21 protein-coding genes are annotated in these 23100 nt (G+C 38.3%); 16 read left to right on the top strand and 5 right to left on the bottom strand.

Going from position 1 to position 23100, the window contains the following annotated elements:
• Nucleotides 1–329: 329 nt before the first annotated feature.
• Nucleotides 330–1379, bottom strand: a complete 1050-nt coding sequence (gene thiL, locus JEM65_RS02180) for a thiamine-phosphate kinase (protein ID WP_199596915.1) — start codon at nt 1377–1379, stop codon at nt 330–332.
• A 172-nt stretch (nt 1380–1551) separates the two neighbouring features.
• Between thiL and JEM65_RS02175 the strand changes: the two genes are divergently transcribed.
• The 14 genes from JEM65_RS02175 (at nt 1552) to JEM65_RS02110 (ending at nt 14653) form a co-directional block, all read left to right on the top strand.
• Nucleotides 1552–1881: a HesB/IscA family protein gene (locus JEM65_RS02175; protein WP_199596914.1), complete on the top strand. Its 330-nt coding sequence runs from the start codon at nt 1552–1554 to the stop codon at nt 1879–1881.
• 129 nt (nt 1882–2010) lie between these two features.
• Nucleotides 2011–3459, top strand: a complete 1449-nt coding sequence (gene sufB, locus JEM65_RS02170; protein WP_199596913.1) for a Fe-S cluster assembly protein SufB — start codon at nt 2011–2013, stop codon at nt 3457–3459.
• A gap of 121 nt (nt 3460–3580) precedes the next feature.
• Nucleotides 3581–4333 carry a Fe-S cluster assembly ATPase SufC gene (gene sufC, locus JEM65_RS02165; RefSeq protein WP_199596912.1) on the top strand — a complete coding sequence of 251 codons (753 nt, stop codon included), beginning with the start codon at nt 3581–3583 and terminating at the stop codon, nt 4331–4333.
• A 36-nt stretch (nt 4334–4369) separates the two neighbouring features.
• Nucleotides 4370–4759: a four helix bundle protein gene (locus tag JEM65_RS02160; protein WP_199596911.1), complete on the top strand. Its 390-nt coding sequence runs from the start codon at nt 4370–4372 to the stop codon at nt 4757–4759.
• A 57-nt stretch (nt 4760–4816) separates the two neighbouring features.
• Entirely contained in the window at nt 4817–6130 is a 1314-nt protein-coding gene (gene sufD, locus JEM65_RS02155; RefSeq protein WP_199596910.1) for a Fe-S cluster assembly protein SufD, read from the top strand.
• A gap of 146 nt (nt 6131–6276) precedes the next feature.
• The gene (locus tag JEM65_RS02150) at nt 6277–7491 is read left to right on the top strand and encodes an aminotransferase class V-fold PLP-dependent enzyme (protein WP_199596909.1); all 1215 of its coding nucleotides are present in this window, start codon (nt 6277–6279) and stop codon (nt 7489–7491) included.
• Nucleotides 7492–7681: 190 nt separating this feature from the next.
• Nucleotides 7682–8725 carry a zinc metalloprotease gene (locus JEM65_RS02145; RefSeq protein WP_199596908.1) on the top strand — a complete coding sequence of 348 codons (1044 nt, stop codon included), beginning with the start codon at nt 7682–7684 and terminating at the stop codon, nt 8723–8725.
• A gap of 126 nt (nt 8726–8851) precedes the next feature.
• Entirely contained in the window at nt 8852–9502 is a 651-nt protein-coding gene (locus JEM65_RS02140; RefSeq protein WP_199596907.1) for an META domain-containing protein, read from the top strand.
• A gap of 44 nt (nt 9503–9546) precedes the next feature.
• Nucleotides 9547–10005 (top strand): hypothetical protein, encoded by a 459-nt coding sequence (locus JEM65_RS02135; RefSeq protein ID WP_199596906.1) that lies wholly within the window; start codon nt 9547–9549, stop codon nt 10003–10005.
• Between the two features lie 40 nt (nt 10006–10045).
• Nucleotides 10046–10468: a SufE family protein gene (locus JEM65_RS02130; protein WP_199596905.1), complete on the top strand. Its 423-nt coding sequence runs from the start codon at nt 10046–10048 to the stop codon at nt 10466–10468.
• 86 nt (nt 10469–10554) lie between these two features.
• Complete coding sequence (locus JEM65_RS02125) at nt 10555–10878, top strand: iron-sulfur cluster assembly protein (protein WP_146891890.1); 324 nt, start codon at nt 10555–10557, stop codon at nt 10876–10878.
• A 204-nt stretch (nt 10879–11082) separates the two neighbouring features.
• Nucleotides 11083–12918, top strand: a complete 1836-nt coding sequence (locus JEM65_RS02120; protein ID WP_199596904.1) for an ABC transporter ATP-binding protein — start codon at nt 11083–11085, stop codon at nt 12916–12918.
• 204 nt (nt 12919–13122) lie between these two features.
• Nucleotides 13123–13632: a DUF2480 family protein gene (locus JEM65_RS02115; protein ID WP_199596903.1), complete on the top strand. Its 510-nt coding sequence runs from the start codon at nt 13123–13125 to the stop codon at nt 13630–13632.
• 79 nt (nt 13633–13711) lie between these two features.
• Nucleotides 13712–14653, top strand: a complete 942-nt coding sequence (locus JEM65_RS02110) for a DUF3078 domain-containing protein (protein ID WP_199596902.1) — start codon at nt 13712–13714, stop codon at nt 14651–14653.
• 71 nt (nt 14654–14724) lie between these two features.
• On the opposite strand, the gene hflX is transcribed toward JEM65_RS02110, so the two are convergent.
• Nucleotides 14725–15942 (bottom strand): GTPase HflX, encoded by a 1218-nt coding sequence (gene hflX / locus JEM65_RS02105; protein WP_199596901.1) that lies wholly within the window; start codon nt 15940–15942, stop codon nt 14725–14727.
• Nucleotides 15943–16015: 73 nt separating this feature from the next.
• Between hflX and JEM65_RS02100 the strand changes: the two genes are divergently transcribed.
• Nucleotides 16016–17011, top strand: a complete 996-nt coding sequence (locus JEM65_RS02100) for an endonuclease/exonuclease/phosphatase family protein (protein WP_307810537.1) — start codon at nt 16016–16018, stop codon at nt 17009–17011.
• A gap of 27 nt (nt 17012–17038) precedes the next feature.
• Here the strand turns inward: JEM65_RS02100 and JEM65_RS02095 are convergent, their stop codons facing one another.
• From JEM65_RS02095 to JEM65_RS02085, 3 genes are all read right to left on the bottom strand, one after another.
• Nucleotides 17039–17413: a hypothetical protein gene (locus tag JEM65_RS02095; RefSeq protein ID WP_199596900.1), complete on the bottom strand. Its 375-nt coding sequence runs from the start codon at nt 17411–17413 to the stop codon at nt 17039–17041.
• Between the two features lie 193 nt (nt 17414–17606).
• On the bottom strand, nt 17607–19031 hold the full coding sequence (locus JEM65_RS02090) for a DUF5689 domain-containing protein (RefSeq protein WP_199596899.1): 1425 nt from the start codon (nt 19029–19031) through the stop codon (nt 17607–17609).
• 15 nt (nt 19032–19046) lie between these two features.
• Nucleotides 19047–21809 carry a carboxypeptidase regulatory-like domain-containing protein gene (locus JEM65_RS02085; protein WP_199596898.1) on the bottom strand — a complete coding sequence of 921 codons (2763 nt, stop codon included), beginning with the start codon at nt 21807–21809 and terminating at the stop codon, nt 19047–19049.
• Between the two features lie 209 nt (nt 21810–22018).
• Here JEM65_RS02085 and JEM65_RS02080 point away from each other — a divergent pair, with 209 nt between their 5' ends.
• Nucleotides 22019–23071, top strand: coding sequence for an endonuclease/exonuclease/phosphatase family protein (locus tag JEM65_RS02080; protein WP_199596897.1), 1053 nt, complete (start codon nt 22019–22021; stop codon nt 23069–23071).
• The last annotated feature ends 29 nt before the right edge of the window (nt 23072–23100 follow it).

Here is a 23100-nt window from a genome sequence, read left to right as displayed (position 1 = left end):
ACAACCTGAGTCTGATTGACTTATTTTAAAAGGCTGTTTTAGTAGAATATTAACACATAATTTTTTCGGATTTCATTCGTTTTGATTACCATGTTGGATATTCTAAAAGCATGAGTTTTGAAAAATTTATATTGCAGATTATTTAATCACCAATTCGTCGTAAAAAACGACATTACGAAGTTCGTTAAGGAATACACCTGTTTACATTGCGGCACACAGTGCACCACTAGCGATCAAGGGGAACTAGTCCCGTTGACCGAGAAAAGGCGCGAAATCAATCAGGAATTGAAGTCGCTTTACAACAAGCGCAGGAAACGTAAAACGAACGCTTATTGATCTTTTAGTGCGTTCCAGCCTTTTGCTATTAATGGCACAAGCGTTTCGCCGCGGGTTACCAAATGCATCCCTTTTTCTTTTTCAGTCATATAGCCGATAACCGTTAAATTAGGGTTGCCCTTAATTTTAGGAAAATCTTCTTGAGAAATGGTCATTAATAATTCATAATCTTCCCCACCATTCAAGGCAATAGTGGTACTGTCCAGATTAAACTCTTCACAGGTGGAAATAACTTGTGGATCCAAAGGAATTTTATTTTCGTACAATTCTGCCCCAACATCACTCTGTTTACACAAATGAATGATTTCTGAAGAAAGCCCATCACTAATATCAATCATAGATGTTGGCTTTACTTGTAAATCTTTAAGCAACTTCACAATATCTTTTCGCGCTTCAGGCTTGAGTTGTCTTTCAACAATATAGGTGTACGGATCCAAATCGGGCTGATTGTTGGGGTTGACCTTAAACACTTCTTTTTCTCTTTGTAGGACTTGGAAGCCCATATAAGCAGCGCCTAAATCGCCAGTTACAACAAGGAGATCATTAGGTTTTGCACCGCTTCTATATACCACATCCTTTTTATCCACCTCGCCAATAGCCGTCACTGAAATGATCAATCCGGTAGTGGAAGATGTGGTGTCTCCACCAACAATATCCACTCCATACATGTGGGCAGCAGCTTCAAAGCCAGTATACAATTCTTCAATAGCCTCTAATGGGAACCTGTTGGATACGGCAATAGCTATTGTAACCTGCGTGGCTGTGGCATTCATAGCATAAACATCAGATAAATTGACCATAATGGCTTTGTAGCCCAAATGCTTCAGTGGCATATAACTTAAATCAAAATGGACATGCTCTACCAATAAGTCCGTTGTAACGACGATTTGTTTGGATTTAAAATCTAAAACAGCCGCATCATCACCGATGCCTTTGACGGTCGATTTTTGCGTAATTTGAAAATGTTTAGTCAAATGGTCTATCAGTCCAAATTCGCCTAAATCAGACAAGGCCGTGCGTTGTTGGTTTTTATCTTCTATCATATTGCAAATTTATTAATTAGCCCAGTAATACAAGCGTTTTTATCACAAAATTATGAAAGCCAGTACCTGTATTACCCTATAGTGCCATTTACTAATATAATGTTAGGTTGTATGGTTATACACTTCTTAAGTTGTATATTTGTGGTCTATTTAGAAATAATCTATATAACGCATGATAAAAGTATCTGAAACAGCTAAAAAGAAGGTCGTTGAACTGATGACTGAAGAAGGCTACAACTCGTTAACCGACTTTGTACGCGTTGGTGTGAAAAGTGGTGGATGTTCGGGTTTATCATATGATTTGAAATTTGACAAATCACAAGAAAATGAGGATAAGGTTTTTGAAGATAATGGGGTTAGAATTATTGTCGACAAAAAAAGCTTTTTATACCTCATTGGTACAACCCTTGAATATTCAGGAGGGTTGAACGGTGCAGGCTTTGTTTTTAACAATCCAAATGCCAATCGCACCTGCGGATGTGGGGAATCGTTTTCGTTGTAACCACAGAAATGATGTCTTAGGAATTTCTAAGCAATACTTGAAACAATTGGAAAAAGAAAATAAATTAAATCATAAAAAGTGTTGATCGAACATGGATTTTAGCTTTTTAGATTTTTTAGATAAATGATAATGACGAAATACACAGAAGACGATTTAAGAGAAGAATTAAAAACCAAAGAATACGAATACGGTTTTTACACAGATATTGAGTCTGATACATTTCCAATCGGTTTAAATGAAGATGTCGTTCGCGCCATTTCATTGAAAAAAGAAGAACCACAATGGATGACAGACTGGCGGCTGGAAGCGTTCCGTGCATGGGAAAAGATGATTGAGCCAGAATGGGCAAACGTGAAGTACGTAAAACCAGACTTTCAATCCATTTCTTACTATTCTGCACCCAACACAAAACCCAAATATGACAGTTTGGATGAGGTGGATCCAGAATTATTGGAAACGTTTAAAAAACTCGGAATTTCCCTTGATGAACAAAAAGCATTGGCGGGTGTGGCGATGGACGTGGTTATTGACTCCGTTTCAGTAGCGACAACCTTTAAGAAAACCTTGAACGAGAAAGGGATTATTTTCTGTTCTATGAGTGAGGCCATCAAAGAATATCCTGAACTTGTAAGAAAATATATTGGTACTGTGGTACCGCAAAAAGACAATTTTTATGCAGCCTTAAACTCTGCTGTTTTTAGTGATGGTAGTTTCTGCTACATTCCTAAAGGCGTACGTTGCCCAATGGAGTTGTCAACTTATTTCCGAATCAATCAAGCCAACACGGGTCAGTTTGAAAGAACGCTTGTTGTTGCTGATGAAGGGAGTTATGTAAGTTATTTGGAAGGATGTACCGCACCAAGTAGAGATGAAAATCAACTGCATGCTGCTGTGGTAGAATTGATTGCCATGGATGATGCTGAGATCAAATACTCAACTGTTCAAAACTGGTACCCAGGAAATTCAGAAGGTAAAGGTGGTGTTTTTAACTTTGTGACCAAAAGAGGATTGTGTGAGAAAAACGCTAAAATCTCTTGGACACAAGTAGAAACAGGTTCCGCAATTACCTGGAAATATCCAAGTTGTATTTTAAAAGGCGACAATTCAGTAGGAGAATTTTATTCCATTGCAGTTACCAATAATTTCCAACAGGCAGATACAGGAACAAAAATGATCCATTTAGGTAAAAACACCAAATCGACCATTATTTCAAAAGGTATTTCAGCTGGTAAATCCCAAAACTCGTATAGAGGTTTGGTTCAAATCAGTGCAAGAGCTGAGAATGCGCGTAATTTCTCGCAGTGTGATAGTTTGCTGATGGGGAATGATTGCGGCGCACATACGTTTCCATACATTGAAGTGAAAAACAAATCGTCCATTATAGAGCACGAGGCAACCACCAGTAAAATTGGTGAAGACCAGATTTTTTACTGTAATCAGCGGGGCATTGATACTGAAAAGGCAATTGCGTTAATTGTTAACGGCTTTAGTAAAGAAGTATTAAATAAACTCCCAATGGAATTTGCGGTAGAAGCGCAAAAATTGTTGGAGATCAGTTTGGAAGGATCTGTTGGGTAATCTCACATTTTCGTCATAAAGAGTCGTACAAATTTATAAAATAAAATAGTTCATTTCTGAAAGTCAACCTTTAGGAGGTGGTCCCGGAAGTTGTCGGGGTAATAATTGAAAGTTAAATCATATGTTGAAAATTAATAATTTACACGCAAGTGTTGAAGATAAAGCCATCTTAAGAGGCATTAATTTAGAAGTAAAAGCGGGCGAGGTGCATGCCATTATGGGGCCAAACGGTTCTGGAAAAAGCACCTTGGCATCTGTTATAGCGGGTAAAGATGAATATGAAGTGACCGAAGGAGAAATCCTTTTGGAGAATGAAAATATTGATGAGCTGGCGCCAGAAGAACGTGCTCACAAAGGGATTTTCTTGTCATTTCAATATCCTGTTGAAATTCCTGGTGTATCAGTGACCAACTTCATGAAAACAGCTATCAATGCAACCCGTAAAGCCAACGGTCTTCCTGATATGCCAGCTAATGAAATGCTGAAAATGATTCGGGAAAAATCTGAAATGCTAGAGATTGACCGTAAATTTTTATCCAGATCCCTAAACGAAGGTTTTTCAGGTGGAGAAAAGAAGCGTAACGAAATCTTCCAAATGGCAATGTTGGAGCCAAAATTAGCAATCCTCGATGAAACTGATTCTGGTTTGGATATTGATGCCTTACGTATTGTAGCTAAAGGCGTCAACAAATTGAGAAGTAAAGATAATGCAGTTATTGTCATTACGCACTACCAACGTTTGTTAGATCATATTGTCCCTGATTTTGTACATGTATTGTTTGAAGGACGTATTGTGAAATCTGGTGGTAAAGAATTGGCACATGAGCTTGAAGAAAAAGGCTACGACTGGATTAAGGAAGAAGTGAACGCATAGTTAGTTTGAAAGGTTTCTTGTTTAAAGTTTCAGGTTATGGCAACCATAAAAAAGTTTGAAGATTTAGAAATTTGGCAAGAGGCACGAAAATTATCTAACGAGATAAAGGAAATCGTTTTATCAACGGAATTGAAAAATGATTTTAAACTGAGAGATCAACTAAAAGGCAGTTCAGGTTCAGTAATGGACAATATTGCAGAAGGTTTTGAACGTGATGGGAATTTGGAATTTAGACAGTTTCTATCCGTAGCAAAAGGTTCAGCAGGAGAAACGAGATCTCAATTGTATCGCGTATTTGACTACGGATACATTACAACTGATACGTTGGAGAGATTAGTTCTTGAATATGAACAACTCAGTAAACGAATTTCCAATTTTATAACATATTTAAACAAACAAGATTTCAAAGGAAACAAATTCAAATGATTATAAAGCCATAATCAACTTGAAACATGAAACAAAAGAAACTTGAAACCTTACAGAATGGAATTAAAAGAAAAACTCATAGCCTCATTCATGGCATTCGAAAATCTAGTGGATATCGATTTGCCAGTACATGATGTGCGTAGTGAAGCGATAAAAGAATTTGAAGCTCAAGGGTTTCCATCCAAACGTGATGAAGCTTGGAAATACACGTCTTTAAACAGTGTTTTAAAGCACGATTATAGCGTATTCCCAAAACGCGAGAATCATATAGATTATAATGATATTAAAAAATATTTCATTCACGATATTGACACCTATAAGATTGTCTTTATCGATGGAAAATATTCGTCACACCTCTCTGAAACCACGCATGATGGTATTGATGTATGTTTGATGTCATCAGCATTGACAAAGCCTAAATACAGATTGATTATTGAAAATTATTTCAATAAAGTGGCTACAAAAGATAGCTTATCGTCTTTGAATACGGCCTTTTCTCAAGAAGGTGCATATATCCACATTCCTAAAAACAAATTGGTAGCCAAACCAATACAGATCGTTCATTTTTCAACAGGAAACGAAGCAGCATTACTAGTGCAACCGCGTAACTTGATTGTGGTGGATGAAAATTCACACGTTCAAATTATTGAGCGTCATCAAAGTCTGACTCAAAATCCTGTGTTGACCAATAGTGTTACTGAGATTTTTGCCAACAAACGTGCCATCGTTGATTATTATAAAATCCAGAACGATAATGAAAATGCCTCTTTAATTGACAGTACGTTTGTCAATCAGAGGCAAGAAAGTATTGCTTCAGTACATACCTTCTCTTTTGGAGGAAAACTGATCCGTAATAATCTCAATTTTTATCAAAATGGAGAGCGTATTGATTCTACTATGAAGGGGATTACCATTATTGGGAACAAACAACATGTAGATCACAACACCTTAGTGCACCATATTGAACCAAATTGCGAAAGTCATCAAGACTATAAAGGTATTTATGCTGACAGTAGTACAGGGGTTTTTAATGGGAAAGTACTGGTAGACAAAGAAGCTCAAAAAACCAACGCTTTTCAAGCCAACAATAATATCTTGTTGAGTGACAAAGCAAGTATTAATACCAAACCGCAATTAGAGATTTTTGCTGATGATGTTAAATGTTCTCACGGCTGTACCATTGGTCAATTAGATGAAAGTGCGATGTTTTACATGCGTTCTAGAGGTGTTCCAGAAAAAGAAGCGAAAGCCTTATTGATGTTTGCTTTTAGTAATAACGTTATGAATTCGGTTAAAATTCCAGAAATAAAGCAGCGCATTACCAAGATTATCGCTAATAAATTAGGGGTTAATATTGGGTTTGATCTATAGTTCCCACGATCCCGATAGCTATCGGGAGGGAATCTCATAAGTTAATTTCATTTTTTTTATTTGGAGCTATTTCCAGCTTTCGGCAGTCGCTCTCTCTGAGGAGCTCCAACAAATGCCTCAATCTGGGCTATGCAAAAACGATACCTATGTTCAACGTAGAAACCATAAGAAAAGATTTTCCAATCCTTCAAAGAAAAGTCAATGGAAAACCATTGGTGTATTTTGATAATGCTGCCACCTCACAAACCCCACAACAGGTTATTGATGCTATTGTAGAGTATTATTCATACTACAACGCCAATATACACCGAGGGGTTCATACCTTAAGTCAGGAAGCCACTGACAAATACGAACAAGCACGACTCAAAATACAAAAGCATTTCAACGCAAAGGCATCCCATGAAATTATCATGACCTCAGGCACAACACATGGTATCAATTTGGTGGCCAATGGCTTTGCCTCGCTACTTGAAAAAGGCGATGAAATTATCGTGTCGGCTTTAGAGCATCATAGTAATATCGTGCCTTGGCAAATGTTATGTGAACGCAGTGGTGCCATTTTAAAAGTCATTCCGATGAATGATGAAGGCGCGTTGGTCATGTCTGCTTACGCTGATTTACTGTCAGAAAAAACGAAACTTGTCTTTGTCAATCATATTTCAAACGCTCTAGGAACTATAAATCCTATTGAAGAGATTATTCAACAGGCTCATGCCGTAGGTGCAGCAGTGCTGATTGATGGGGCGCAAGCGTGTCCTCATGTGAAGCCTGATGTACAAGCTTTGGATGTCGATTTTTACGTGGCATCAGCACATAAAATGTGCGGCCCAACAGGTGTTGGAATGTTATATGGCAAGGAAGAATGGCTCAAAAAACTACCTCCTTATCAAGGTGGAGGCGAAATGATTGCTGAAGTCACCTTTGAAAAAACCACCTATGCCGATTTGCCACACAAGTTTGAAGCCGGTACCCCAAATATCTGTGGCGGTATTGCGTTTGGAGCTGCAATCGACTATATGAACGCCATCGGTTTTGATAAGATTGCCACTTATGAGCATGAATTGTTAGACTATGCCACAGCCCAGCTCTTAAACATACCAGGCTTAAAAATTTACGGGACATCAAAACAAAAAACATCGGTGATCTCTTTTAATTTAGCAGGGATCCATCCTTATGATGTTGGTACCTTGCTAGATAAAATGGGAATTGCCGTTCGTACAGGACACCATTGTGCTCAACCAATCATGGATTATTTTAAAATTCCAGGCACAATTAGAGCATCTTTTGCTTTTTACAATACTAGAGATGAAATCGATGCCTTGGTTACTGCCGTACAAAAAGCTCAATTAATGCTGTCTTAATCCGATCTAAATCCATATAAATAATAAGTTATAGTAATAGAAACACCCGAAAGGGTGTTTTTTTATGGGTATTATCGACCGGCCCGTATTGTGTAGTTTGTCGAAAAAGTATCAAATAATTAAATAGATCTGAATAATTAATATTTAAAAATCATAAATTGGGAAATCTTTAACTTAAAAAATATATTATATGAAAAAATTTTTCTTAGGAATGGCTGCTTTGGCACTAGTCCTAACTTCTTGTGATAAAAACGAGGAGGCAATAAGTCAAGAGCAAGAAAGTGTTGATATGAGTGACTTTAGCTTGTACACAGATATTGCCGTTACAGGAGAAGCGAAACCATCAGCCGATGGAAATTTGAAAAATTGTTTTTCAATGGCAAACCTGAATAGATTATTGGACGACACTCCTGGCTTATACAAAAAAATGTATGATGTGGAATATCAAACAAGAGTTAAGCAAGTTGGTAAAGGCAAGCCTGGCAGTGGAGGCGGAGAAGAACCAACACCACCAGATGACAATTTAGGTGTGATCACTATTCCTGTGTATGTACATGTGGTGTACAGTAATTCTAATGAGAATATATCTGATGCGCAAATTGCTTCTCAAATGTCAGTGTTAAACCAAGATTTTAGAAAAACAAATGCTGATAGCAATAGTATTCCTTCAGAATTTGCAGGCCTTGCAGCAGATACGGAAGTGCAATTCAATCTAATCAACACCTTCAGACACGTTAATTCAAAAACATCATGGGGTACTAATGACCAAGTGAAAAGCACTTACCCACCTGTAACACCACAAACGCACTTGAACATTTGGGTTTGTAATATTGGTGGCGGTATTTTGGGTTACGCGCAATTTCCTGGAGGCCCAGCAGCAACTGACGGAATTGTAGTAGGTCCTAACTATTTTGGTACTACAGGTTATGTGTCTTCACCTTTTGATAAAGGAAGAACGACAACACACGAGATTGGACATTATTTAAACCTACGTCATATTTGGGGTGATGGCAGATGTCAACAAGATGATTATGTTGCTGATACACCGTCTTCTGATGGACCAAACTACGGCTGTCCATCGTATCCAACGGTTAATTGTAGATCTACTGATATGACCATGAATTATATGGATTATACCAATGATGCCTGTATGAGCATGTTCAGCAAAGGACAGAAATCAAGATTGCGTACTATTTTTACCGCAGGAGGTCCAAGAGCCGCTATGGCAAATTAATACCTTCACATATTTTATAACAAGATGCCTCTTAATGGGGCATTTTTTGTTGACAAAATTATATGATCTTTAGCTTAAGATCCTTGTCTTAAATTAAGACCTTTGTCCGCTGTAAAGGTTTTAACTATGAAAGTGCGATTGGCGTCTGTTGTTCTATTGTTTTGTTGTTTTTGGCTCGCATCTTGCGAAGTGGTGCCCTCGGATAAAATCATCTATATTAACAATACTTTGATAGCGTGTGCTGACGGTGCCTCTGAAAAGTGTTTTCAAATTAAAATTACTGAAGATGGCGCGTGGCAGGCATATCCGGGCACCATTGAAGGTTTTGAATATGAGGAAGGCCTTTTTTATAAATTGAAAGTGTCTGAAAACGCTACCGATAACACTTCTGCGGAAGCAGAACTACCGTCGTACTCCTTGGTGGAAGTCCTAGAGAAAAGCAATACTACCTTGACCGTAGATAATGGCTATTGGATTGTGGTTGATATCTTAGACACTTCAAAACTTCCGAGAAATCCAGTATTTAGCGTTACCGAGAATACCATTGAAGGCAATACAAGTTGCAATAAGTTTTCGGGTACCCTCGAAATTGATAAACACACATTTAAACCGAACATTGTTAAATCAACAGAAATGGGATGCAACACATTATCTGTTGAACAGCTATTTCTTAAAACATTACAGGAGGTAGAGCGTTATAAAATTGAAGGCGACAGTTTGTTGCTCATGGATAAGCATAAGAAAAAAATTATCACCTGTGTTTATTCTCATGAATAATCCCGAAATTACACTTCATATCACAACTTTTTAAACGATACGTTATGAAATTTCTAATAAGCATAGTGGCATTGATGGTGTTCTCCAATCAATGCGGTCAGAGAAATGATACTACTAATACGGATTCACCCTCCACATCAGCTCAAGAGGAGTTAGCCATTATTTATGAAGCACAGTCCAGAGGGTTTTACGAAAAGCTGTGGGTAGATCAGTCCAGTATTTCTTTTGCAGATAATCGCGACTTAAGTAATGTTAAAACAAGGCCTATCTCCAAGGCCGACTGGGGTGAACTCGTTGCGCTTAAAAACGCACTCAACCTTAAAACTTTGCCCAATTTAAAAGCACCTTCTGAAAAACGATTCTCTGACGGGGCAGCAATTGGTAGTTTGACAATTAAAACGAAGCAGGCTGAAGTTGAAAGCAGCGAATTTGATCACGGCAACCCACCCAAAGAGCTCAAATCATTGTTAAATAAGTTGTTAAGCATCAAGGAAAAGCTCTGAAAAACAATAGATAAATCGTAACTTTGTATAAACTTTTAGAATGACTATAAAATCCATACAAGAAGACCTTATTGACGAGTTTTCAATGTTTGAAGATTGGGAAGAGCGTTACCAATATATGATCGATCTTGGTAAAACCTTGCCGCTGATTGATGAGCAATACAAAACTCAGGATAACATCATTAAAGGCTGCCAAAGTAAAGTTTGGGTCCATGCTGAAATGGAAGATGACAAAGTTGTATTTACAGCAGATAGTGATGCGATTATTACCAAAGGGATTATCGCGATACTAATTCGCGTATTTTCCAATCAACATCCAAAAGATATTATTGAAGCCGATACTGATTTTATTGATGCCATTGGTCTTAAGGAACATTTGTCGCCAACACGTGCCAACGGATTGGTGAGCATGATCAAACAATTAAAAATGTATGCAATTGCATATCAAACACAGTTGAATTGAGCTAAGAAGTTTTAAAATTTAGTTGGTATTTATTTATCTGTAACCCCACTAAACTCCTAAACTCTTAACTCCTAAACTTTAAAAAAATGAGTGAAACAATAGATGTGAACGCCTTAGGCGAAAAAATAGTAAGAGTTATAAAAACAATTTACGATCCAGAGATTCCTGTAGATATTTATGAACTTGGTCTGATTTACGATGTGTATGTCAACGAAGATATGGATGTCAAGATTCTGATGACCTTAACCACACCAAATTGTCCTGTAGCGGAGACTTTGCCATTGGAAGTTGAAGAAAAAGTAAAATCCATAAATGAAGTGAAATCTGCAGTTGTAGAAATCACTTTTGATCCACCGTGGACACAAGAACTCATGAGCGAAGAAGCGCGTTTGGAATTGGGGATGCTATAGGGGAGTTTTTAATTTGCAGCCTTCAGTTTGCAGTTTTCAGTTGACAGTCTTTAGTATATATAGTCTGCACCTTTTGGGCGTGGGCTTTGGTGGCCATAAATGCCCCGTTATGGGGCAATCCCATCTGTTTTTAACTGTCCATTAGCTGTGTATTGGCGCTAATGAAAATTTTAATATACACTTTTTGAACCTTGAAACCCCATAATGCCAAGACCTAGTCCCAAATCATTAAAGGATAAAGACAAAACAAGTTTAAGAAAGTCTTTTAGTGCCTTGGTATTTATTCCGCGTTTCTTTAAGGAAATTTGGGCAACCAATAAAAGACTGTTTCTTTTGTCTGCGTTTTGCCGACTCATTGGTGCGGTTTTACCCGTCATAATTTTATGGGTCGGGAAATTGATCATTGATGAGATCATCCTTCAAACCAAGATCGATTCTTCAGACCTCACGCAACTGTGGACATACGTAGCGATTGAATTTGGGCTAATTGTACTATCTGATTTGATGAGTCGCGCCATTTCTTTAACCGATGGTCTTTTGGGTGACGCCTATTCCATCGATTCGTCCGTTACCATCATTAAGAAAACCAATCAAATAGATATCAGTCTCTTAGAAGACTCTGAATTCTATGACAAATTGGAACGTGCTAGAGTCCAAACGGCGGGGCGAGTAGGACTCCTATCTAACGCGTTGGGCGAAGTGCAGAGTTTAATTTCCATAGCAACCCTGGTGGCCGGTTTGATTTATTTTGAACCCTATTTGATTATATTGTTGGTGCTGAGCATCATCCCGTCATTCGTCAATGAAATTTGGTTCAGTCAGCAGCAATACTCTTTGGCCCGAGGCTGGACGGCAGAACGACGCGAACTCGATTACCTTCGATTTATTGGTGCGAACAATGTCACCGCAAAAGAAATCAAACTTTTTGGGTTGACTGATTTTATCGTTGATCGTTTTAAAAATCTCTCTGAAGAATATTTTGAACTGAATAAAAAACTGGCGATAAAACGTTCGGCTTTAGGTTTTGTGTTCAATGTGTTAGGAACCATTAGTTATTACGGGGCCTATATTTTTATCATTTATCGCGTCATTTCTGGCGTGATCACGCTTGGAGAATTGACCTTTTTGTCAGGATCTTTTAATCGATTGACGCGTAATCTTCAGGAATTCTTTTCAAAATTTACTAGAATTACCGAAAGTGCGCTGTATTTGAAAGACTACTTTGAGTTTATCGACATCTCCATCGAACCAAAATATAATGAAGATCAGTCCTTACCTGAAAAAATTCAGACAGGATTTGAATTTAGAAATGTCCGGTTCTCGTATCCAGATTCAGATAATGAAATTTTAAAGGGTGTGAGCTTTAAAATTGCAGTGGGAGAAAAAATGGCGTTTGTGGGTCAAAATGGTGCAGGAAAGACAACCCTTACCAAACTGATGTTGCGATTTTACGAACCCACCTCAGGAGAAATTTTATTGGATGGCATCAATATTAACCGCTATAAAAGAGATGAATATCAAGAGTTTTTTGGAGTAATTTTTCAAGATTTTTTCCGATATGAATTTACGGTTAGAGAAAATATTGCCATTGGCGATATTTCGCAATTGGAGAATCAGGAGAAAATTGAAAATGCCGCCCAATTGAGTTTGGCTGATGAAGTCATCTCAGATTTAAAGAAAGGTTACGATCAACAATTAGGTAAACGTTTTTATAAAGGTCAGGAACTCTCAGGAGGACAATGGCAAAAAGTAGCCTTGGCAAGAGCATATATGAAAGATGCCGAGGTGATGATTTTAGATGAGCCTACGTCTGCATTGGATGCCAAAGCCGAAAGTGATGTTTTTAAACGCTTTATAGGCTTGACGCAAGGTAAAACCAGCATTATCATTTCGCATAGGTTTAGCACCGTAAGACAGGCGGACCGTATCTTGGTTTTGGAAGAAGGCAAAGTTTTAGAAATCGGCACCCATGTTGAATTGATGGCAAATAATGCCTTGTATGCGCAATTATTTCAATTGCAGGCGGAAGGCTATCAATAATGTAGGGAATCTTCAGAAAGCTTTGACAATTTCAATAGTAAAATGGAAACAGAATGTTTTAGTTTACTGTTTTATGACGATAACTTGGCTACAAGGATCCGTCTGTCATACCTCAATTTAATTGAGGAATAATCCTCTATGGAGACATAGGATTGCATCCTTTTCAAAATAGAATGTCATTAATAAATAGCTTAATTTTGCGGTATGGAAGATGAAATTATCAATAGAGTAGCCAATAGTAAATTATTGGTAGTAGACCTTGAAGATTATTACCCGAAAGGCCAACGTACCGTTCTCGATATTAAAGAATGGTTGTTTCAAGAACTGGTATTGCGGGAAAAAGACTTTAGAGAGCATGTAAAACAACACGACTGGGCACAGTATCAAGACCATTATGTGGCATTGACCTGCACGTCCGATGCTATTGTGCCGGCTTGGGCGTTTATGTTGCTCACCGTGCATTTGGAACCCTATGCCAAAACCATCGTCATAGGAAGTTTGGAACAATTGGAATCTTCAATTTATCAGGAGGTTATTCATAATTTGGATACTGCGGCTTTTGTAGATCAACCGCTGATTATAAAAGGATGTGCCCATAAACCCGTTCCAGCCAACGCGTATATTATGCTATCCCAAAAGTTAAGACCCATTGCAAGGTCTATTATGTATGGAGAAGCTTGCTCTTCTGTACCATTGTATAAAAGGAAGTCATAATCCCTTTGATGTCATATCGATTATATTATATCTTTGCACGTTTTTTAAAATTAACCCATTAAATTTAAAATCGTAAATTATGAAAACTAAAGTAGTTTTAACCTTTGTCTTGATGTTGACTATGACGTTTGGTTTTGCACAAACCAAAGAAGAGTTACAAGCTCAAAAATCAGAAAAACAAGCCGTAGCTGATGCAGCACAAGCAGAAGCAAATGCAATCCAAAAACAAATAGACGCACTTCCGGGATGGAAAAAAGGTGCTTTTGGTGTCATTGGTGGCAGTTTTTCCAATTTCAACAATTGGTACTCTCAAGGAACGCCTAACAACAGTACAGGTAATATTGGTATTAACTTTAATGCTTATGCCAACAAATTGGAAGAGACCTATTTTTGGAGAAACTCCTTAACGGTTAACCTTGCTTGGGTTAAGTTTGATGACAAAGATGATGCTACTGATGATGATAGCTTCAGACCAACAACGGATGTATTCAATGTGTCTTCTTTATACGGAAGAAAACTGAACGCTAAATGGGCTGCTTCTGCTTTAGGAGAATACAGAACGACCATTCTTGATAATTTTAATGATCCAGGTTATTTAGACTTGGGTGTTGGTTTTACCTGGACACCAATGGATAATTTAATCGTGGTGATCCATCCGCTAAACTACAACTTTGTATTTGCTGATAGTGATACTGTTTTTGAATCGTCATTAGGTGCTAAAGTTGTGGCCGACTATACCAGGCAAATTGGAGCTATTGCTTTTAAATCGAACTTGTCAGCATTCTATAGCTACGAAGATTCAGATTTATCTAACTGGACCTGGACTAACGCCTTCAGCTACACACTTTGGAAAAAAATTGGTGTAGGTTTTGACTTTGCTTTAAGAAGCAACAAACAGGAAGCTTTAAACTATGCTTTAGCTGGATTGCCTGCAGATTTTACTGGCGAGCAACCTAATTTTGACACTGTAGATAACGATTTGCAAACATATTATACGGTAGGTTTGACTTACAAATTCTAAACGCCATCATAAGTTCATAAAAAAATGCTACCTGTTGGGGTAGCATTTTTTGTTTGTAAGTGTTGAAGTTTTTATTCTTCTTCCTCTTGTTGGTAATCAGGATATAGAAAATTATTATAAGGGAAGCGCGCCACGTGAATGTCTCGCACTTCATCATAAACACGCTTTTTGAACGCCTCCATATTCTCTTTATTCAACGCTGAAATAAAAATGGCGTCATTCCCAATTTTATTCATCCAGGTCTTTTTCCACTCTTCCAGCGAATAATTTTCTTTGGTTCTCACCGCAATCAAATCATCCTTATCAAATGGTACGGCCTCATAAGAGTCAATTTTATTGAACACCATGATGGTTAGTTTATTTGCACTATCAATTTCTCCTAAAATTTTATCGACGCTGGCAATTTGATCCTCAAAGCTAGGGTGTGAAATGTCTACCACATGTAATAACAAATCGGCTTCCCTTACTTCGTCCAAAGTACTTTTAAAGGATTCTACCAATTGGGTGGGCAGTTTTCTGATAAATCCAACCGTATCCGTCATTAAAAAAGGCAGGTTGCCAATGACTACTTTCCGTACCGTGGTGTCCAGCGTTGCAAACAGTTTATCTTCTGCAAACACTTCGCTTTTGCTGATAACGTTCATTAGGGTTGATTTCCCAACGTTGGTATAACCCACCAATGCCACACGCACCAACTGACCTCTATTGCCACGTTGTACGGACTGCTGACGGTCAATGGTTTTGATCTTATCCTTTAACAGAGAAATCCGATCTCTAACAATACGCCTATCCGTTTCAATTTCGGTTTCTCCAGGACCACGCATTCCAATACCCCCTTTTTGACGTTCCAAGTGGGTCCACATCCCTTTTAAGCGTGGTAGTAAGTATTCGCATTGCGCCAATTCAACCTGAGTCCTGGCGTAACTTGTTTGTGCACGTTGTGCAAAAATATCGAGGATAAGGTTGGTTCTATCCAAGACCTTACATTCTAATAACTTACTGATATTACGTTCTTGAGCTGCAGATAACTCGTCATCAAAAATTGCGGTTCCAATGTCGTTCTCTTTGATAAATTCAGCCACTTCCTGCATTTTCCCTGTGCCTATAAAGGTCTTGGGGTTTGGCATTTCCATTTTTTGTGTGAAGCGTTTTACTACTTCGCCGCCTGCTGTATAGGTTAAAAATTCCAGTTCATCTAAATATTCTTTAGATGTCTCTTCATTCTGTGTTTTGGTGACAACACCAATTAAAACGGCCTTTTCTAAATTAATATCTTTTTTCTCTAACATAAATCTGATTAAAAGACAAAGTTACATAATTGATTGGCTATCATTTAGTATTTTTAAGACTTAAATTATCGATGTGAGCCTGCAACACCCAAATTCTGATACCCATACCATTGCTTTTTATAATACAGAGAACTTATTTGATCATCTAAACGATCCACTCATCATGGATACCGATTTTTTAGAGAAAGCAAATAAAAAATGGAATAAAGATCGATACGAAACAAAAGTCTATAAAACGGGAAAGGCCATTTCCAAAATAGGGTTTGATGATCTTCAAAAACCACCTTCCTTAATCGGATTGGCTGAGGTTGAGAACGATAAGGTTTTGACGGATTTGGTCCAAAGCACGCATTTGAAAGACCATAACTACGGATTTGTACATTACAATTCACCTGATGAAAGAGGGATTGATGTAGCCTTGTTATATGATAAAAACAGCTTTAGGTTAGAAACTTCTGAAACGATTACGTTGCATGTAGAGAGTAAATTGGGGGTACGAGACTATACGCGGGACATTCTTAAAGTGAGTGGCTATTTGAGGGATGAAAAGATCCATGTTTTAGTCAACCATTGGCCATCCAGACATCAAGAGTCAGATGCTACTGGGCATAAACGCATGTATGCGGCTCAAAGAGTGATAGGACTCATGAACGACATCCGAGATGCGGATGTTGATGCGAAAATTATCGTGATGGGCGATTTTAATGATAATCCCAAAAATGAAAGCATTCAATTTTTAAAGAATGAGCAGCGGCTTTACAATCCTATGGAAACGCTGCTATCTTATACAAGAGGCAGTGCCAATCATAATTATAAATGGATTTTATTTGATCAGATTTTAATGACTGATAATTTGTTGGCGCCCAAGAATGGGGGACTTCAATTTTTAAAAGCAGATATTTTTGATGATTCCTTCTTAACCCAATTTAGTGGCAAATATAAAGGGCAGCCTTTTAGAACCTATGTGGGAAAGAAATACAAAGGTGGCTATAGCGACCATTTTCCGGTGTATATTCAATTGAAAGAACAACAGCCTTTAAATGGTAGTGATCTGCATTCTGAAACTTAAAATTATTTTTTGGCTCTGAGATAACGACTAAACTACTTTCAAGAACAGCACTGCCAAAAACACCGCCACCACAGGAATTAACCACAAAGTAAAAATACCATACCCGGTTTTCTTTTTTTGATTGGCATTCATGATCTTTCGTTTTTTACCACTGTACTGGATCCAATTTGTAAAATACAGAATGAAGGAAGCAACGGCGAGCAATACCCAAGCATTAGTTCTGGACATGGTGTCCACATGCATTTGTTGGAAAAACTCTCCAAAAAAGACACCTAAAACAAGCAACAGGGAAGCTTGTACAAGGGTGATGTATATAATAGCAATACGGTTTGCCTTATTCTTATAGGCAGTGTTCTTATAGTAATTAAAACTATTGAAAAACAATTGGTCAAAAATCGTCATAGGCAGCAAAAATAATCAAATTAAGCTGTTCAAAGTAGCGTTATTTTAAATTAGTGAAACTCAATTTTTAAAAGTTGCGCAGCAATGAATTAAAAATTGTTAGTTGAACTAATCCCGCTTTTTAGCGGGATNNCTGCGTCGAAATAAAAAAGGAGCTTCTACTTGATACCTCGTACCCTTGGGTCGAGGTTGTTCATTTGGAGGTTAATAATAAAACATCATCAATTTGGTAGGCGCCATCCATAGTGGTGTCCGTCCCAGAGCCAGTCACCTTAAATGCCACATGAAATGTTCCTTTATATAGAGACAGATTGATCAAACCAGAGTCCACAAATTCATACCACGAGTTGCTTTGTGATGGTATGGCAGCTTCTATAGGCGTCCAGGTTGCGGTAAGCACATTGGTGCCATTATAATTTGTAGACACCAAAACTTCTAGGCTGTTATTGGGAGAGTCCAAATGGTGTTGTGCCGCCCTGAAATTTAGATATATATTAGAATTGTTGTCCATATTAAATCTTGGGGTAATCAACCAGGCAATATTTACTGGGCTCCGCGTACCAAACGTGCCAAACTCTGTATAGCCGTTGCCCTCTATGTTTTTTTCTCGCCATTTAGTAGTGCCGGCTTCTGCAAAATTAGTCCAACCTTTAAAGTTGAGATTGGTGTTATGTTTGGCAGATTCAAAATCTTCTTTGAATAAGGTCGAAAAATTTTCCAGACCTAAAGGTGTGCATCGGCTGTTGGTCATCACAACATCGCTTAGCGTATTTAGGGCAACAACCAACTTGCTGCCATCATAGGTTTTTGAAACCACTCCTGAAATAATTCCATTTCCGGTTGGGAGCAGCACGTCTTTAAAATCGGCATAGGAGCTGGTTTCCAAAATAAAATTTGAATAACCGATGGTTCCCGAACAGCTCTGTAATTGCCGTAGCGTATCAAAATCCTGTACGGGGTCAAAGTAGCGTTTACCTTCTAAATTGGGTACAAATTCGACACCGCTAAACTTGGCATAAATCCCGATATGAGAGCTGTTAACTTGAGAAAACGTGAGTTCTAAGGGTGTTAATTCAAGCGTAGTTGCGGTACGGAAGATGTTTTTAGTTCTTTGATTCTCCGTAAGTCGTACTACAGTAGTACCAAAGTTGTTGGTTTGGGTGCTTCCTCCAATGGTTGTCACACCATTTCCAACCCGTTCCTCTCCAATATAGAGACCTTTTAAGTTGATATAGACTTCTCTTCCAAGGTTGTATTGGTTGTTGGACTCTACTTGATTCGCAATCAATTTGATGCCAACTGTAGGGTTTTCTGGAGCATTCTGAATAAAAATTTCCTTAAAAAAGTTTCCGGATTTATCTGAAGAACTCACAACGCCTTTAATAAAAATGTTTGTGTCAATAAGGACTGGTAACGAATTGTTGTGTGTGTATTTTGCTTTTAATTCAGGGATGGAAATCTCAGTAGCTCCGCTGGCTAAAAGTGCTTCGAGACCTTTGTTCTCTTCAACCCCTAAGCCTTCTGGAATAGAAAAATCATCGTCCTGAACACATGATATAACAGTAAGGAGCACTGCCAATCCTGAGAGAAATGCTGTTAATTTAAGTGTTTTAATCATGGTTGTTGTATTAATTTAAAATCTCACATAAACATTTAAAAAATAAGTCGCACCGCGTCCGTACCAGTATTTTGAGCCAAATACGGGCGTATCGCGACCAACGTCTTCTTTTAGTTCTCTGTAATTGGCATTTCTACCTTGTTCAAACCCTCCGGTTTTGTGCACGGTGTCTAAGAGGTTATTGATACTTGCAAAAAAGCCTAAATAGTACTGCTTTATTTTCCACGACTTCCCACCCACCAAATTCACAATCATATAATCATCAAATCTCTCTTGTTTTAAAAGTTTTCGCGCCACCTCAGCGTCATAATCATTAAAGGGCAGTCCGTCAGCATCCGAATAGAAATTACGTGTTCTAATTAACGGGCTGATATCTACATAGGTGTTTTCAAAAAAGTTGGCCGTTGCACCAAACCACCAATATTCAGGATCACGGTATTCAAAACCTGCTGAATATGCCGTTTGAGGTCCACCCGCCAGTTTGTAGTTTTTTAATAAGGCCTTTCCATAATCAATGCCGCTAGGGTTGGTGAAACTTGAAGAGGTTAAATACAAATTTGGATTGTTGCTATAGGTAAATTGACCTACAGAGCCGGCACCTTTTATTTTAATGGTAGTTGTGAGTTGCGCCTCAAGCCCTAATTCTGCGCCAAAATGTTGTTTGTCAATGCCCTGTAAGATCTCCTGGACAAATGCTGAGGTCTGGTTTTCTGAAATCTCAAAACTGCTCAAACCATCAGCGTAGTAAAACGAAATTTCATTAGCATCTTCAATTTTAGAAAAGTAGCCAGTTAGTTTTGCTTTTACTATGGAAGAACGGAAAATATAACTGACATCGGCTGAGGTTATCTTTTCTTCTGATATGTTTTTGACTACATTTTGATTTTCTCTAGAGTTGGAATAGGTGTTTCGAAGTGAAGGTGCTTTTGTAAGGTAGCCAACATTAAAATTCAAAACATGCTTTCCTGTGATTTTATAGGTAAGTCCAGCCTTTGCGCCCACACCTATAAAATTTAATTTTTCGCCCTTTCCATAAGAATTATCGGGATAAATTTCGTGCTGATAAATTCCGTCACGAAGATAGGCTGTATGCGCAGCACTTAGTGCAGCGAAAAATTCCCATTGCGTGTATTTAAATTGTGCCTGCGCAAATCCAGAAATGACGTTGGCCTCAAGAATGTAGTTGTATCGGAACCGATCACCTTCACTAACAATCCTATTCGGATTTTTCAAGTCATATTGGATATTATCAAAAGCATCCATATTTAAAGCGCCGGTAGCCCCTAACAAATCGATAACTTCCGCAAAATTATCAGATTTTAATCGGGTGTAGTTGAGTGCTCCGTTTAAGGTGATATGGTCAGTTATATCAGAAATAAGAACAGTGTTGGCGGTGATTTGGGAATCATCATTGCGATCTTCATATAACAGATAAGCTGCCGTAGCGCCGCTACTATGTTTGGTTAAAATGGCATCATAGATTCGGTTCCAATCAATTTGGCCATCTTTCAAGAATTCCTGTTCCAACTGATAGGCGGTGGCATAATCAGGGCCATTGGAATTGGCCAAAGCGTAGCTTGGTAATTTTTGATAATAGGCACTATTCGGATTGCCGCCTCCCGGATAATCCAAGCGGCTATTGCCGGTTTTACCAAACTGGTAGGCCACATTTGTGTTTAGGGTTGTGGTGTTAGTAATATCCCAGTAATGATTCAGCATTATTATGGGCTCATTCACTTCTTTAACGCGTGAGTTGCGTTTTTCACCATCTTGATAGCCCCAGTATTCGTTATAGGTGATGCCTTTGAGATCATAAACTTCTTGAGTGTTGGGAGAAGATTTTCCTCTGCGATTGGGCGTGTAAATGGCAGTAAAATTTAAACTCTGCTTGTCATTAATTATTTTTTCTACAGATGCAAAAAAGGAATTGGAATCATAAAACGTAGCTTCTTGAAAGCCTTCATCTCCCCACCGTTTGCCAACAGAAAGTGCCACTGCCCAATCCCCCTTCATCAGTCCGGTGGCATAACTTCCAATCGCCCTATTGGTATAACTTCTGTCTGAGGAGGAATAGGTTAGACGTCCACCCTTTTTATATTCCGATGCTCGGGTGTTGATGTTCGTAGAGCCTAAAATGCCGCCAAATGTATAGTTTGATGGCGTCAAGTTGGAGGACAGTTCCTGATTTCGGAGGACATCATTCAGTCCGCCCCAATTACTCCATTGCGGTCTGCCGTTGTAAACCTTGTTCATTTCAATCCCGTTAATCAAAATGGTGCTATTCTCTGAGCTCAACCCTCTGATACTAAAAAACGATGCGCTAAATTCAAACGCAGCAGTACGTTGAAAGATGTCTTGTGAAGATTGTAAAAGACCAGAAATATTATCTGCCCCACCAATGGCGTCATCATTCAATTCGTCGTCAGAAAGGGTTATCGTAAACAAATCTACCGTATCTGCAATATTGATATCCAGCATCATGTCACTAATATCCAGAGTTTGGCCTTCATAAATGATTATGGGAAACCGTTTGGTGAGGTAACCGCTTTTCTCAACCTTTAAGATGTGATCACCTAATGGTAAATCTGCAGTAAAACTGAACTGTCCTTCAGCATCGGTTTCAACGGACTGCAGCGTTTCCTCAATGGTGATGGTAACGTTTGGTATGCGGGCAAGGGTTGTGCCGTCAATAACACTTCCCTTTACAACAGTTTGTTGCGCGGCCAAGGTTAAGACAGAAAAAAAACCAAATAAAAAAAACGTCACGCTTTTTCTCATAGGCTAATTTTTATTTGATCAGTCAGAGGTATGCTGACGTGAGGTCATTCATCACTTATTTGCTTGCATTGCTGCAAAAATTGAAACGGCACTTTGTTTTCTTTTTGTCTAAAGATGAGTTATTTAGGCCCTCATAAATGTACATTATTTCTAATATATATTTACATTTGGTTCAAAAATTATGGAAGTGAAATTAAACAATTTGTAAAATGACATTACAGACCTTACGCTTGAGCCTTGTTTTATTAGTGTTTGCATCCAATCTATGGTCTCAGGAGCCTAAAAAATTTAAGATCCATACGCTTGCATTTTATAATTTGGAGAATTTTTTCGACACCATCAATGATCCTTCAAAATTTGATGAGTCCAGCCCAATGATGGAGTTGCGTACGGGGAGGTCCGCTATTTATCATAAGAAAGTACGGAATATGGCACGTGTAATTTCGGATATCGGAGCTGATGACGCTCATAACGCTCCTGCAATCTTGGGAGTTTCGGAAATTGAAAATAGAAATGTTTTGGTCGATTTGGTCAATGATCCGCTACTATTAGCGAAAGATTACGGTATTATCCATTATGAATCTCCAGATATCCGCGGTATTGATGTTGCCTTGATTTATCAAAAGGCACTTTTTCAACCGATTTCAACCAGTAGTCATGTCGTAAAAATTTATGATGAAACGACTAGAAACCGAGTTCATACACGAGATCAGCTTTTGGTAAGCGGAAAACTAGATGGCGATTTGATTCATGTGATTGTCAACCATTGGCCTTCGCGGAGTGGTGGTGAAGAACGAAGTAGAAGCAAACGCATTGCTGCAGCTAAACTTAATAAGCGCCTCATTGATTCTCTTCAGGTCATCGATCCTTACGCCAAGATTTTTACGATGGGCGATTTAAATGATGATCCAATTAACGCAAGTTTAAAGGAGGTTCTGAACGCGAAAGCAGATAAGGATAAACTAGAATTAAAAGACATTTACAATCCGTACGAAAATTTTCATAAAAATGGATTGGGCACCACGGCGTATCGCGATGCGTGGAGTTTGTTTGATCAAATTTTAATGACGCAGCCTTTATTGGAAAAGGACTATTCGTCCTTCAGATTTTATAAAGCCTTTATCTATAATAAAAATTATTTGACCACCAAACGCGGGCGGTGGAAAGGTTATCCCTTTAGAAGTTTTTCAGATGGTGGCTTTACAGACGGCTTTAGTGATCATTTTCCGGTGTATGTATATGTGATTAAAGAGGTGCCTTAGAAACTATTAGTTAGTAATGCCAATCAAGG

Source organism: Gelidibacter salicanalis, from assembly GCF_016469035.1.
GTDB lineage: Bacteria > Bacteroidota > Bacteroidia > Flavobacteriales > Flavobacteriaceae > Gelidibacter > Gelidibacter salicanalis_A.
This window is presented reverse-complemented; position numbering and strand designations above follow the sequence as displayed.